Origin of the sequence: Metasolibacillus sp. (assembly GCF_025291715.1) — a bacterium.
GTDB lineage: Bacteria > Bacillota > Bacilli > Bacillales_A > Planococcaceae > Metasolibacillus > Metasolibacillus louembei.
Map to the genome: position 1 here is coordinate 1 of NZ_JAMBIZ010000019.1, position 14411 is coordinate 14411.

Below are 14411 nucleotides of genomic sequence, written 5' to 3' on the forward strand. Positions count from 1 at the left end.
CGTTTGAAACAAGAGGTAGACATTCTAAAAAAGGCTATGACCATATTCGCGCAAAAATAGACGACCAAGAACTCATCGATCACATTGAAAAAGAAAGCGAGCATCAACCTGTTCAGTTGATGTGTCGCGTATTAAAGATGCCAAAAAGCACGTATTATCAATCGTTTCACAAGAAGCCAAACAGCTATCATGTTGCCAATGAAAAGCTTTTAGTCCGCATTCGTGCGATCCACGCAGACAGTGATGGACGGTACGGGGCACCGAAGATCTTTGCCATCTTAAAGCAAGAAGGCTACACCGGCAGTATGGATCGCGTACAGCGCATTATGAAACACGCAGGCATCCGTTCGAACATCGTAAAAAAGTATAAACCGGCTTCATCTAGCGTTCCTGTGGAAGAACGTGAAAACGTACTGGAACAGGATTTCACAACCGAAACCATCAATGAAAAATGGGTGGCTGATATTACGTATATCCATACCGTTCAGGACGGTTGGTGCTATTTGGCGTCGGTACAAGATTTACACACAAAAAAGATTGTGGGCTATAAGTTTGGGCGCCGTATGACGGTGGACCTTGTTTTAGACGCGCTCGAAAACGCCGTGATGGCCCAACAGCCCGCACCAGGTTTGATTTTGCATACCGATTTAGGGACGCAATATACAAGTGAGGATTTTCGAAAAAAGCTAGAACAGCATGGCATCACGCCTTCTTACAGCCGTAAAGGTTGTCCGTATGATAATGCGTGCATTGAATCGTTCCATGCGACGCTGAAAAAAGAAGAAGTTTATCGCACGCGCTACGCCAATTTTGAGGCAGCCCGTATCGCGCTTTTCCGCTACATTGAAGGCTGGTACAACCGCAAGCGAATTCATGGCAGCATTGGCTATTTATCGCCAGATGCCTTTGAAAAAATCTGTCGTGCCGTAGCGTAAACTTGGGTGATCGAAATCCCCACCCCCAACATTTTTGTTTGGCAACATCCGTATCTTTTTCGCTCTACATCCCAAGTAGGCGGTCAAAGGCTCTTTTCACTTTGACGGGCTACTTGGGATGTGGAACAATCCACTCGGGATGTTGCCCCAAGAAAAAACTTAGGTAGAATGTGTCCAAAAACTTGACGTAGATCCAAGATTTTATAAGAACTAAGTGGTTTTTAAAGAGCAAATCATCATTTGTGATTGTTTTATTTTCTAGTATTTTATAAGAACTAAGTGGTTTTTAAAGATTATTCAATTTACAATAGATTGGAGATGATAAAATTTTATAAGAACTAAGTGGTTTTTAAAGGTTAGTAGAAGAGAGCGTGAAGTCATATGAACTACGATTTTATAAGAACTAAGTGGTTTTTAAAGTTTCTTTGAATATTGTGAACTACTTCATCGTAGGTAATTTTATAAGAACTAAGTGGTTTTTAAAGTAATTGACCAAGTGCAAGCGGCTGTTGATCCAGTGGGAATTTTATAAGAACTAAGTGGTTTTTAAAGGTTGTAGCGTCCGGTGCATCATCATGCTTGTTCTTACATTTTATAAGAACTAAGTGGTTTTTAAAGTTCGTTAAAAAGTCTTGGTAACTATTAATGCCTTGCATTTTATAAGAACTAAGTGGTTTTTAAAGGCTTGTATTAGTTTTTTACAGTTTCGCCAAGCTCCATTTTATAAGAACTAAGTGGTTTTTAAAGGTTCATCAACCGTAACGCCATCTAATAGCGTTTTTAATTTTATAAGAACTAAGTGGTTTTTAAAGAATTGTGCTGACTGCATTAAAGCGGCCACAAAACTAAATTTTATAAGAACTAAGTGGTTTTTAAAGGGAAACGCTCTAAAAAAGATGCTATAAAAATGTCAGTATTTTATAAGAACTAAGTGGTTTTTAAAGAAAGATGAGAGACAAGCAGCTATTTTTTGGGAAAAAATTTTATAAGAACTAAGTGGTTTTTAAAGGTCAGATAGAAGGACAGCCCGAATAGAAAATCTAAAAATTTTATAAGAACTAAGTGGTTTTTAAAGACATTTACCGATTACGTAACAGAGGCGGACGAACAACTATTTTATAAGAACTAAGTGGTTTTTAAAGCTACATCATCACTGTGGACGGCAAATGAAAATTCACATTTTATAAGAACTAAGTGGTTTTTAAAGGTGGATGGCAACCAATGACCAGGTGAAATTGTAATCATATTTTATAAGAACTAAGTGGTTTTTAAAGCCTGTAGGACAATTGACGAGATATTATGCTTATAAATTTTATAAGAACTAAGTGGTTTTTAAAGGTTGTATTAGTGAGCTGTACGGAATAACCCAATTTATTTTATAAGAACTAAGTGGTTTTTAAAGACTTTCTTCTGGCGTTGGGCCATAAAGCGTTTCACCATTTTATAAGAACTAAGTGGTTTTTAAAGGAACTTTACAGAGAAATTGCACAATCGTTTAATCAAATTTTATAAGAACTAAGTGGTTTTTAAAGTCTCTCGGATTTTCCGGCTTTGGTTCTTCCGGTTCCATTTTATAAGAACTAAGTGGTTTTTAAAGACAGGATATTCGACATTACTAACTAAGGCAAAGATAAATTTTATGAAGAATAAGGGATTCATGTATATTTTGGATTAACAAAGATGGGGTTAGTACAACTAAATTTTAACAAAAACACACAAACCCTATAATTGGCTTGTGTGTTTTCTTTATATCCCTCTACAGCCCAGCTAACCGAACAACATCACGTGCAATCATCACTTCTTCATTTGTTGGAATAACGATGACTTTAACAGGTGAGTGTGGATAGCTGATAAATTGCTCTTTGCCACGCACGTTATTCAAAGCAGGGTCCCAATAGACACCCATAAATTCAAGCCCATGTAGAATACGAGCACGTGAGGCAATATCATTTTCCCCGATACCAGCTGTAAAGATGATGGCATCGACACCAGACATACGAGCAGCATAGGAGCCAATGTATTTGTGAATGCGATTAGCGAATACTTCTAGTGCTATAATGGCACGCTCATCGCCTTCTTCAGCAGCTGTTGATAAATCGCGTAGGTCGCTTGATAAACCTGATACACCAAGCATCCCACTTTGCCTATTTAAAATATCAAGAACTTCATCCACTGTTTTTCCTGTTTTCTCCATAATAAATGGAATTAAAGCAGGGTCAATGTTACCAGAGCGTGTTCCCATCGCAACACCAGCAAGTGGAGTAAAGCCCATCGATGTATCAATTGATTTTCCACCTTCGATTGCCGCAATACTTGCGCCATTGCCAAGATGACAGGAAATGAGACGAAGATTTTCAATTGGACGTCCTAATAATTCTGCCGCACGTTCAGCGACATATTTATGCGATGTGCCGTGGAAGCCATACTTTCGGATGCCATACTTATCGTAAAATTCATAAGGTAAACTATACAAGAATGATTTTTTTGGCATCGTTTGATGGAATGCTGTATCAAATACTGCAATCGCTGGTATATCTGGTAATACTTTATGAAAAGCATGAATCCCAATGATATTAGCTGGATTATGCAGTGGTGCTAAGTCAGATAGCTCTTCAATTTCTGCGAGCACCGTATCATCGATGATGACAGAATCATTAAATTTTTCACCACCATGTACGACACGATGACCGACACCATCAATTTCGTTTAATGATTGGACAATACCGTTTGTAATGAGCTTAGCTAATAACATTTGAACTGCAACAGTGTGGTCTGGGATATCTACTACTTCTGTGTCAGTTGTACCATCTAGGTTAGTAATCGTAAATATGCTATCTGTCAACCCAATTCGTTCAACAAGTCCCTTTGTAAGTACAGTTTCCTGTGGCATTTCAAATAGTTGAAATTTTAGTGATGAGCTGCCTGCATTGATTGCGATTATTTTAGACATAGGTTTCCTCCTGAGATTAAATAAATTTATTTTATAATAGAGATTGACAAGATAACGCTTACAGAAACCCATCATTTTGTGGCAACTATTTTGTCAACGTCCGCTTCGTTTAGTGTATCATTTTTTACACGAATAATGGTGAGAATATTCGATAAAATTCAGAGCATTTTGGCTGAGTATAGGCAAGAAGCTATGGTTGTTTTGATTGTACAAATAGATAGGGGTATTTCAGCTATATTATTCAATTTGTTTAGGTAAAATACTAGCAAAATTTTCTTATATGCAACGAGGGGTGCGTGTAACTAGCTGAATATAAAAAAACAATACAAATACTTAAAGAATCTCAAATTGGACTAGGTCAGCTCAAAAATATTCTTATATTCACGAGAAAAGCAGAATTCTTCTAACTTTTTATTAAATTGCAGTGAATCATTTAATCATTAAAGTTAATTCAATACATGCTGTATCTAGCCTCTCGACACTTTTACTTGTTAGCTTAATATCACGATTGCTGATTGACTGCAAACTCGCTTAAATTTCTGTTAAACAAACAACTGAAAAACATTGGAAAATAAGGGTTTATTTATTATGATGAAGGTGTGTTTTTAATTAACTAAGTGGAATGTAAATTTAGAAACACAATATGAAACATATGTAACGGATCATATTTTTAATTGACTAAGTGGAATTTAAATGAAATTAATTAGAATAATTTTGTTGTTTTCAGCAACTTTCCTTTCTCCGTTATCTAACATGAATTCCAATACAATTGGAATTTTTCATCAAACTTTTTTTGAAGATGTCCAATAGATATCTATTAACTAACTACTCCGAATAATCTGCCATTTTGAACTAATTTGCAGTGAATGATTTTTGCAGTAAAAGTAGCTTAATGCATGTTACACCTAGCGTTAAGGCACTTTTATTCAAAAAGTAAATATCTCGATTGTTGATTGACTGCAAAGTTGACAAAATTATTATTATATAAAACACCATCAACCATTGAAAAATAAAGGTTTTTTCATTATGATGAAGGTGGGTTTTACATTAACTAAGTGGAATATAAATAGCAGCGACACTGTAAAAATCCGTTCTCTTGCTTGTTTTACATTAACTAAGTGGAATATAAATAATTTGACAATTAAGTTATCTATTATGTATGTAACAGTTTTACATTAACTAAGTGGAATATAAATGGTGAACCTATTAGTAACATGTGCTGGCGTGCTATTGTTTTACATTAACTAAGCGGAACATAAGTTTATAAAAACAATAATTGACTAATGATCAAGAAAGCGTCTTATACTAACAATTCCCACCATAACACTATTCATTAAAATCCCCAAAACTTTTTATACTTTTATGTAACTTTTTAGGTGGCTGTTACGTCTAAGGTATAAAGGAGGGCTGATTATGAAGAAGTTGCTTTTGGTCGTTGCTTGTAGTTGGGTGTTGGCTGGTTGTGTGACGCAGCAGGTGGCTGTGCCGCATAATACATATCATTTTTTTGCGGAGGATATTGTGTCAAAGACGCGCAAAGGGATTGATAATGTGGAGCGCTTTTATGCGTTTTTCGATAATGTGGAAAATGGCAAGCGCGATCAGGTGAGGATTGTTGAGCAGACGGTTGAAGGGAAGCCGATTTATGTCGATGTTCGACATCACAATCATCAAATTGATTTAAAGATTGATTATTCGAAAGATACATATAGTGATGAAAAGATGATTGCGACGACTTGTAATCAGCTGAATGCGATTGAGGTGGAAAGTCGGACGGATTATTATGTAAGTGATTGCTCAGATGAAGAGCAGTATATTATTTTCTCGGATTATTAAGGGGAGGGTGTGTGAACAGCGTTTTGTTCACACACCTGTTTTTAATTGCTCGATAAATGCTGGTGCATCATCAACTTTAATAGCGATTTGATGATAATGCTTTTCGATGCCAAATGGCAAAGTAACCGTAATGGGCTTTTCGCAATAAAGGAGAACGCTTGGTTTTCCTGCTTCAAAGTCTTTGACGATAAATTGTGCGATATCCTTTGGCAGCTTTTCTTCCGAGACATTTGTCGTCATTTGTGTGATTTGGCTTAGTGGAATTTTTGCACGTTTCATTAAGCCGAGTGATACATAAAGCGCTCCGTTGCGAATTTGAGCAGGATTTAAGCGCATTGCCTGTAAATCTGCTAGGAAAAATAGCACTGAATAGATATTGAGCGCAAGTAAAATAACAGACACAATCGGATATTTGCTGTGCAGCCACCAATGGATGCCTAATGTTTCAATGACGATGGCATGGATCATCATGAGTTGAAAGGCGACATAGCTCGTTTTTTTATGCAGCGTGTAGCCAGCAGGAGCCTGTTGACGCCAGCTAAATAAGGCATAGTAAAACATCAGCAGCTCTGAGCACAGAACGTGAAGCATTGGGCGTCGCTTGATATGCTGATCGACAGCCTGTGGAAAAGCAAACAACAGCGGCATATCGCTTGTGCGTGTCGATTTAATAATTTTTGGTAAGTACAAAATAAAGGAGCTAATGACTAGCATCTCAAAAGCAACAATAATGATTTCAGCAGCGATGCCAAACGCTGTAAAGCTTGAATAGGGTGCTAGCATCGTTTGCGGGATGATAAGACGGGCTAGTACACAGCCTACTGCCATTAAGCCGATCATTAATTTTATGCTAAATTTCTTTTTGGCTAGCATAAAAACGAGTGGTGCAATGATGATGAAATCAATTAATGAGCCAAGGACAACACCGTTCGATTCTTGCGGGATAATCGTATGCCCAAACGATGTGCTATAGAGCATCATATTTGTCAATAGAACGAGCATTAAAAATAGCCAGAGCCAGTTTTTTCTTGTCTGTAATATAGTCACATGGAACAACTCCTTTTAATTTTCATTATACTGGAAATGAAATGACTAGCCAAACGTGATATAGTGTGAAGGAAATATATCATGTTAAAGGGTGAGAGAATGGCTTATTTTCCTGCGTTACTAAACATTGAAAATAAAAAAGTAGTCATTGTTGGTGGAGGGAAGGTCGCGACGCAAAAAGTGAGGTCGTTATTACCAGCAAAGGCGCACATCTACATCATTAGTCCAAAGCTGACAGAGGAGCTTGTAGCATATGTAAAAGCGGGACATGTTATATGGCATGAGAAAATGTTCGAGCCACCTGATGTGAATGAAGCTGTGCTTATTTTTGCGGCAACAGATAGCAAAGCAGTAAATGAGGCGGTAGAGGCGGCGACATCACCATGGCAGCATCTATCGCGCGTCGATGCGAAAGGGCGAAATGATTTTATTACACCTGCCGTTATCCGACGTGGTGATTTAGTATTGGCCATTTCGACTTCAGGGGCTAGTCCGGGCTATACAAAAAAGCTAAAAAAGGAGCTAGAGACACAGTTTGATGATAGCTATGCACAATACATTGAATTTTTAAAGCATTGTCGCACGCAAATTATTCATCATGTAACAGAGCCTACTGCTAAGCGCTATGCCTTAAAGGAAACGCTGCGACCAGAGCTATTCGATTGGTTAGCTAAAGGCGATATCGCACGCTGTGAGGCCTTTTTACAAAATTTGTTAGACGAAAATAGAGGGCATATCTGATTTTTTCAGATACGTCCTCTATGTATTGTTTCAGCAAGCTACAACCCATTCATTAACTTTCGGCAATACTGTAAGCAAGTAATGTAATGTAGCCGATTACACAAATTGCAATGATGTTAAGTATGATTAGTAGCCATTTCAAGAAGCCTTTTTTGGCTTTGAATCCTAAAATGATTCCTAATAGAGGGAACAAAAACATGGAAAGAAAATACGGCTTACCTAACGAAATTCCATTCAACATTGTAAAAAACAGAGCAACGAAGATGACGACAGTAGCAAGTGAAAAAACACTATATTTGTTCAAATAGGTTCCTCTCCTGAAAGTTACTTATTTTTTCATATCATGATGCTTATGTTCCTGACCTAAATAATGATTATATGAAAGAACAACAGTGATAAATAACATCATATAGGTGGCTGGTAATGTAATGAATGCGCGTGTGATAGCTGTCTGCGTCATTTTTTTAGTTAGCTCAAGCAGCTCTACCCATGTCATAAAGCACGGGGTGAAAATAAGCACAACGAAGAGCGTTAAATAAGCCATTTGTGCTGCATTTCCTGTAAGCTGAATCAGCAATAGCCCTGCAAGGTGTAAAAAGATAACGATACTTACCATCATCATAAATTTTTCAGGAAACTGTTGAAATGAAATCCAAAAGCCGCCGAAGAACAGAGCGGCAGTCAATAATGCGAAGGCAAAAGGTTTCATCATGCATTCCTCCTTAATATGGTATAACAACGCCAACGCGCACAGTGCGCACGCTATTTTGCTGTAAATAAGGTAGAAGCTCCTTTGGTGTCCCTGTTAATACAACCCCAGCAATTGACCAATCCTTTGGCTCCTGTTCACCGATTAAACCGCGCACAATATCTATTGAATAGCCTTGTCGATAGGCGAGCTGCTCCTTGAACAGCTCAGCTGCTTGTATCAAGCCTGCGTCATGCCAAATTGAAAAGCCATATGCGCGTGTATCGGATACTGCGCTAAAATCCTTTGGCTGCACTGTGCTTAATTCAGGAGGGGCTTCTGCCTCTGCCTTTTTTGCATCTTCAATTTCAGTGTAGATGCCCTCATCAAGCAGCCAAGCCCATTGTGTTGTGGGAAATTGTGCCTGTACCTCGCTTAAAGGTAAAAGCTCCTTAAAGGAGATGGCTACTTCAATATTGTAGAAGTCTGGTAAGCTTACAATATAGTCCAAATCATTTTTATCTGTTGCCTCTGTTGGTACATGGAAGGTCAACGCACGTTGATTCTTCATATAAGTGGCAGCATCATTGATCGCCATAGCGTTATTTGCTTGGAGCACAGTTTGTGCGCCTAAAATGGTATGAAAATAATCATAGGAGCCCCAATCGATTAAATGTGGACCAACTCGCTTATAAAGCTTGGAGGACGTTTTAGTTGCGACTAAAAAGTTATCGAAGCTTGTTGCATTCGATTCAATATTGGCTCCTTGTACATACATTTCGTTTTGAAATCCTTCCAACTGTGCATCAATTCGTTTATTCATCAAATAAATACTTGCGGCAAGTGCGCCCCATAATAAAGCTATAACGATTAGTGTGACAAGCACTGAAATGCAAATCGTTTTTTTCAATGATTTGCGTTTTGCTGTTTTCACTAAACTTGAAAAGTCATCCTCACGTTCAAAAATTGATTTTTCCTCCATTATAAACCTCCTGTAATCGTTGTTTGAGTTTGCTTTTTGCTCGCGCTAGCTGGGTTTTTATTGTTTTGTCTGTTGTGCCAAACAATGTAGCGATATCCTTTAATGACAGGTCAGCACTATATTTTAATAAAATAAGCTGTGCCTCCTTATCCGAAAGAGATGAAAGCTGTGTGACGATTTCTTGCTGTAGCTCCTGCTGCATAACAATCGTTTCGGGAGTATGCAGCTCTAATAAATCCTCTAATCTAAAGGAGATCAGGTATTTGTGCTGTGACCGTGACTTTTTCAGTAAATCATAATATTTATGTATCGCTACTTTATAGAGCCAAGCGCTTGCTTCATTTGGGGAAATACCATCGATGTATTGAATAAATTGAATGGCTGTTTCCTGCACGACATCCTCTGCGTCCTCTTTATTAGCACCCATTGTTAACAGTGTTTTATAAATGGCAAGCAGTTTTTCCTGTAGCTGTCTGTTATATAATTCATCCATATCGCCCCTCCTGCCTATATAACGATTGAAGTGGAAAAAAGTAAACAAAAAAGGGGTGCGTCCGAAAAATCATTTTGGGACGCACCCTTTGCGACGAGGATAGTGACAATTTTAATCAAAAATTGACTATGTAAAAAAGCGGAGCCATCCAGAAAGTGAATTTTCTGGATGACTCCTTAAATCCTTTACTTGAAAGGGTGACTCAGTACATAGTTATTATAGCAAATTATTATCACAAACGCAAACATTCGTTCTCCGAAAAAATTTCTGAACGATTTATAGGATAGAACAGTCTAATGCATAAGGGGGGGCAATTGATGGATGAAGAGAGCTTGCTTCAATTATTAGAAGCGCTTTTATCAAATTGCCTATGCCTATATGCGTCATGAACAGGATGCACTGGATGCCTATCAGGAGCTTGTTTATCGCGCATTAAAGCATCGGCATAAAGTGCGTGAGCCGGCATATATGAGCACATGGCTTGTACGTGTATTAATCAATATTTGCTTAGATATGAAGAATAAGAGGCAAGCAACTGTCACATTGGATACGGTGCAGGAGCCCGTTAGCTATGACGCACAAACGGTGGAGCTGACTGAGCTGCTTGCAAAGCTGTCACCAGCTGAGCAGGAGCTAATTTATTTAAAATATGTAGAGGATTTAAAAAATCAAGATATTGCTGTGCGGCAAAACATTCCTGAGGGCACTGTGAAATCAAGAATACATACGACGCTGAAAAAACTGCGTAGCTTTTGGAAGGAGGAGAGAGGATGAACAAGGAGCTGCTAGAAAAGCTAGAACAAATAAAAGTACCAAAAGCCGCTTTGCAGCAAGCGCGGCTATCAGCACTTAAAAGACGACGAAAAAATAGGCGCACATTGCAGCTGATACTAGTCGCTGCCTTATTTTTCTTCGCATTGACAGCAAGCATCCGCTTTTCACCACAGATTGCGACGGCTGCGGCCAAAATTCCATTGCTTGCGCCCTTTGTCCACATGATTACATATGATAAAGGGCTGGAAGATATTTTAGCGCATGAGTACGCAGAGGATATCGTAGTGGAGGCGGAAAGCAACGGGAAAAAGTTGATGATTACAAGCGTTGTCGCAGATGAAAGTGGACTTCTTATTGCTTATCGCTTTGACAATGGGGAAGTGATGAAGCATCCTATCGATTTTGCAGAGGTGAAGCTACTGCAAAATGGTGAAGCATTGCCAGCAGGTGTGACGATGTATTTTGATGGGGCAGAGGATAAGTCAATAATGGAAAGCACATTAGATGTTATTTTTGTCGAAAATACGGTGCTAAATGGCAATGATTTTGAGCTTTTTGTGCAATTAAATGATCAGCTCGAAACGACCTTTACATTGCCTTTCACACTGTCAAAGCCAGTAGCACAGAGCAAGCACTATCCGTTAAATGAGCAGCTGTTCATTGATGGGCAGGAAATTTACAGCAATGGCATAGAAATCTCGCCGTTGCGTGTGGAAGTGAGCTTTACCATTCCTGAAACAAATACAAAGCGCATTTTAGATTTTGATTTGCATCTAGTTGATGAGGTGGGAGAGGAATGGGAGACAACGAGAAATGGGACGACTGGCTATGGCGGCATTAGCAGTGGGACGTTTACACGCTTTATGCAAAGCAATTATTTCCGTGAGCCAAAATCATTAACTTTAATTGTTGAAAATGTCACAGCGCTCGAAAAGGGCAAGGATTATATCGAGGTTGATTTTAGTCAAAAGCAAGTGCTCTATATGCCAGAGGAATTGCAGGTCGAGCTGAATATTGCGAGCGAAATATCGATTGATACCATTCATCCGCTAGAGAAGGCAGGGCATGGCAAGCCACTATTCTCGACATTAATTGATGCGAACGGAGAAGAGTGGTATTCGACACAAAGCTCTTCTTTAATCGATGACAGCAAGAAAAGTGAAAGCTCCTATCTATTTAACAAAGGCTTTGCCAACCCTGTTAAAATGTATATTCAGCACTATCCGCTTTATTTAAACGGAAGCGCAGAGCTGGAAATACCAATTCGTTAGGAAGAGAAAAGCGTTTTCGACAATCGAAAACGCCTTTTTTGTTTAGTCTTCTGGTGTAAATGTACGGCTTGCTAATTCAGCATCTAGCATGAAAATCGCATTAGAGTCGTCCTCGATGCGGCGCAGCTTGGCGATAAGTGTATCGAATGTTGCTTCTTCCTCTACTTGCTCATCGATGAACCATTTTAAGAAGGCTGTTGTTGCATGCTCGCGCTCATCCAATGCGATGTCCATTAAATTGTAAATGCGACGTGTTACTTCCTTTTCGTGACCTAATGCCTTTTCGAAAGCATCGCGCACTGATGCGAAGTCATTGTGTGGGTGCTCAAAGCCATCGATTGTTGCGCGGTAGCCCATATCGCTTAAAAATGTGTAGAATTTCATTGCGTGATAGCGCTCTTCCTCCGCTTGTACTAAAAAGAAGTTTGCAAAACCATCGTATGCCTCGTCTGTGCAGTAGGCAGCCATTGCCAAGTAGGCATGTGCAGAGAAAAATTCGTAGTTCATTTGATCATTCAATGCTTTGTGTAGTTTTTCAGATAACATCGTTGTTACCTCCTTCATATGATTTTGCTATTGATAATGATTATCAATACAGTTATTTTATCCTTTTTTTGATAATGAAGGCAAGCTTTTTCTGTAAATAGATGCGCTGTATGAGGAATTCGGTTACTATAGTGGTAGCTATTTAAACTAGGAAGGACTAGATTTATGCTGGAATCATTTCAACAATTTTTTCTCGATTTACAGGATGTAACTGTACAAAGGATTAGCGCAGCGATTGGCTTGCTATTTACAGGGCTCATTGTGCAGCGATATATTATGAAGCCGTTTATTAATTGGAATGGGCGCTTTTTTGAAAAGCGGGGTAAAACGTTTGAAGCAAGGGTGCTGATGCAATTTAGCAGTGCCATTCGCTACGCCTTTTTAATTTGTATTATTTTTATTAGCCTGTCCATCGTATTGGATAACTGGCTTATTACCAATCCGAAAACGGCCAATTTATTTTGGTCGTTGATGTTATTTTTTATTTTTAAAGGGTTTGCAGATGTCATTTCTTATTATATTGAGCATCCCGATAGCATTTATACACAGCACAAGCAGTATGTGCTCATGCCTTTTTTCCTGCGCATTGCCAAAGTAACGGTATATGTGGCAGCATTATTTGCAATTGCCTCACTATGGGATTTTAATATTAATGGCTTTCTAACAGGGATTGGCTTAACAGGTGTGGCGATAGCCTTCGGTATTCGCGATACGCTTGGGCACTTTTTTGGTGGAATGTCTGTTGCACTTGATAAGCCGTTTCAAATAGGTGATTGGATTGCAACAGAGGACCAAAAGATTGAAGGCATCGTCGAGGATGTCAATTTGCGTAGTACCGTTATTCAAACAGGGGATAAAGGGCTTGTTTACGTACCGAATGCTTATTTAGCGAATCGCCCGATTTATAATTTGTCGAAGCGAGAAAAGCGCAAATGCGAATTTTATTTATATGTATCGACAGCTAATAGCGAGGAGATATTGCGCGAAGCTTGCGAGCATTTACAGAAGGAAATTTATTTGCATAGCGCGACAGAAAAAGAGGCTATTCATGTCTATATCGATGAATTGCGCCCAACATCCTATCGCATATTAGTGCGCTTTTTCATCGTCACAAATGATGGGGGACAAATGCAGGCGGTGAAGCAGGATATTTTGTTTGCCACAAAGCACATTTTTGAGCAGGTAGGCATTGTCTATGCGGAGGATGAAATTTGGGTGCAGATGTGAAACGTAGAATAAAAAAGCTGTAGGGAGCGCATCCCTACAGCCATCATTTTATTTTACATCCTTTGTCCATGCATCCACTTTGTCGCGGTTCTTTTCAATCCAGTCATTTGCCGCATCCTTTGGCGATTGCCCGTCATGGATTGCCAGCATGACTTCTTCAATGTCCTCTGGTGCCCATTCGAAAGCATCCAACACTTTATATGCCTCAGGCGCATCATCCTTTAAGCCTTGACGTGTAAATGTGTTAATTGTTTCCTCGCCACCGAAAGAGCCTTTAGGGTCCTCTAAATATTTTAAGTCATAAGAGGCGAATTTCCAGTGTGGAGACCAGCCTGTCACGATAATTTCCTCATTATTGGCAATCGCTTGGTCAAGCGCAACCGTCATCGCGCCTGAAGAGGATGGTAGTAATGACCAATCTGCTAAATTTGGATAATCGGCAAGGGCTGTTTCAGCAGCGCTCATCACACCAGCACCCGCCTCAATCCCTGTAATCGTTGAGCTTGCCTCAACTGTTAAATCATCAATTGAGCTTACTTCCATGTAGCTTGGCACAACTAAGCCAATTTTAGCGCCTTTTAAGTTTTCACCAAGATGCTCCACTTGATCACCATATTTTTCAAGCTGTGCACCGTGTGTTGCTGGTAGCCAGCCTGCGACCATCGCATCTGCTTCGCCTTTTGACACAGATTCCCACATAATCGCATTGTCTAATGGTGTTAATGTCACATCATAGCCAATTTCCTCTAGCACCTGCCCAACGACATGCGTTGAAGCAACCTCTGTGTCCCATTCTACATAGGCTAAATTAATTTTCCCTAAGTTGTCTCCATCGCTAGACGAAGAGTCGCCTCCGCAAGCCGCTAATGCAACGGCTGCGCTCATTGCTGTTAATCCTAAAAACCATTTGTTCTTTTTCAT

Annotated in this window: 13 protein-coding genes, 1 pseudogene and 1 CRISPR repeat array; of the genes and pseudogenes, 6 read left to right on the top strand and 8 right to left on the bottom strand. The window is 39.2% G+C overall.

The window, feature by feature from the left end:
• A pseudogene (locus tag M3Z76_RS12360) lies at positions 1-935 on the top strand (IS3 family transposase); the annotation flags it as partial.
• Between the two features lie 198 nt (positions 936-1133).
• Positions 1134-2532: a CRISPR direct-repeat array (repeat unit 29 nt; unit sequence ATTTTATAAGAACTAAGTGGTTTTTAAAG).
• Between the two features lie 159 nt (positions 2533-2691).
• Here the strand turns inward: M3Z76_RS12360 and M3Z76_RS12365 are convergent.
• Positions 2692-3885: an acetate kinase gene (locus tag M3Z76_RS12365; protein WP_293929612.1), complete on the bottom strand. Its 1194-nt coding sequence runs from the start codon at positions 3883-3885 to the stop codon at positions 2692-2694.
• Positions 3886-5298: 1413 nt separating this feature from the next.
• Between M3Z76_RS12365 and M3Z76_RS12370 the strand changes: the two genes are divergently transcribed.
• On the top strand, positions 5299-5721 hold the full coding sequence (locus M3Z76_RS12370) for a DUF4362 domain-containing protein (protein WP_293929611.1): 423 nt from the start codon (positions 5299-5301) through the stop codon (positions 5719-5721).
• A gap of 27 nt (positions 5722-5748) precedes the next feature.
• Here the strand turns inward: M3Z76_RS12370 and M3Z76_RS12375 are convergent, their stop codons facing one another.
• Positions 5749-6768, bottom strand: coding sequence for a beta-carotene 15,15'-monooxygenase (locus M3Z76_RS12375; protein WP_293929610.1), 1020 nt, complete (start codon positions 6766-6768; stop codon positions 5749-5751).
• Between the two features lie 81 nt (positions 6769-6849).
• On the opposite strand from M3Z76_RS12375, the gene M3Z76_RS12380 reads away from it, so the two are divergent.
• Positions 6850-7509: a precorrin-2 dehydrogenase/sirohydrochlorin ferrochelatase family protein gene (locus M3Z76_RS12380; protein ID WP_293929609.1), complete on the top strand. Its 660-nt coding sequence runs from the start codon at positions 6850-6852 to the stop codon at positions 7507-7509.
• Between the two features lie 52 nt (positions 7510-7561).
• Here M3Z76_RS12380 and M3Z76_RS12385 read toward each other — a convergent pair whose 3' ends face one another.
• From M3Z76_RS12385 to M3Z76_RS12400, 4 genes are read right to left on the bottom strand one after another with little or no spacing between them, the layout of a single operon-like run.
• Positions 7562-7813 (bottom strand): hypothetical protein, encoded by a 252-nt coding sequence (locus tag M3Z76_RS12385; RefSeq protein ID WP_293929608.1) that lies wholly within the window; start codon positions 7811-7813, stop codon positions 7562-7564.
• A gap of 24 nt (positions 7814-7837) precedes the next feature.
• Entirely contained in the window at positions 7838-8221 is a 384-nt protein-coding gene (locus M3Z76_RS12390) for a hypothetical protein (protein ID WP_293929607.1), read from the bottom strand.
• Positions 8222-8231: 10 nt separating this feature from the next.
• Positions 8232-9179 carry an anti sigma factor C-terminal domain-containing protein gene (locus M3Z76_RS12395; RefSeq protein ID WP_293929606.1) on the bottom strand — a complete coding sequence of 316 codons (948 nt, stop codon included), beginning with the start codon at positions 9177-9179 and terminating at the stop codon, positions 8232-8234.
• Positions 9157-9672, bottom strand: a complete 516-nt coding sequence (locus tag M3Z76_RS12400; protein ID WP_293929605.1) for an RNA polymerase sigma factor — start codon at positions 9670-9672, stop codon at positions 9157-9159. Before M3Z76_RS12400 ends, M3Z76_RS12395 begins: the two co-directional genes overlap by 23 nt.
• 363 nt (positions 9673-10035) lie before the next feature.
• On the opposite strand from M3Z76_RS12400, the gene M3Z76_RS12405 reads away from it, so the two are divergent.
• Both M3Z76_RS12405 and M3Z76_RS12410 read left to right on the top strand, forming a co-directional pair.
• A complete protein-coding gene (locus M3Z76_RS12405; protein ID WP_483310165.1) occupies positions 10036-10446 on the top strand; it encodes an RNA polymerase sigma factor in 411 nt (136 codons plus the stop codon).
• The gene (locus M3Z76_RS12410; protein WP_293929603.1) at positions 10443-11717 is read left to right on the top strand and encodes a DUF4179 domain-containing protein; all 1275 of its coding nucleotides are present in this window, start codon (positions 10443-10445) and stop codon (positions 11715-11717) included. The genes M3Z76_RS12405 and M3Z76_RS12410 overlap by 4 nt, the downstream gene beginning before the upstream one ends.
• Before the next feature lie 42 nt (positions 11718-11759).
• Here the strand turns inward: M3Z76_RS12410 and M3Z76_RS12415 are convergent, their stop codons facing one another.
• Positions 11760-12263: a ferritin gene (locus tag M3Z76_RS12415; protein WP_293929602.1), complete on the bottom strand. Its 504-nt coding sequence runs from the start codon at positions 12261-12263 to the stop codon at positions 11760-11762.
• A gap of 165 nt (positions 12264-12428) precedes the next feature.
• On the opposite strand from M3Z76_RS12415, the gene M3Z76_RS12420 reads away from it, so the two are divergent.
• Positions 12429-13490 carry a mechanosensitive ion channel family protein gene (locus tag M3Z76_RS12420; RefSeq protein ID WP_293929601.1) on the top strand — a complete coding sequence of 354 codons (1062 nt, stop codon included), beginning with the start codon at positions 12429-12431 and terminating at the stop codon, positions 13488-13490.
• A gap of 48 nt (positions 13491-13538) precedes the next feature.
• Here M3Z76_RS12420 and M3Z76_RS12425 read toward each other — a convergent pair whose 3' ends face one another.
• Entirely contained in the window at positions 13539-14411 is an 873-nt protein-coding gene (locus M3Z76_RS12425; RefSeq protein ID WP_293929600.1) for a glycine betaine ABC transporter substrate-binding protein, read from the bottom strand.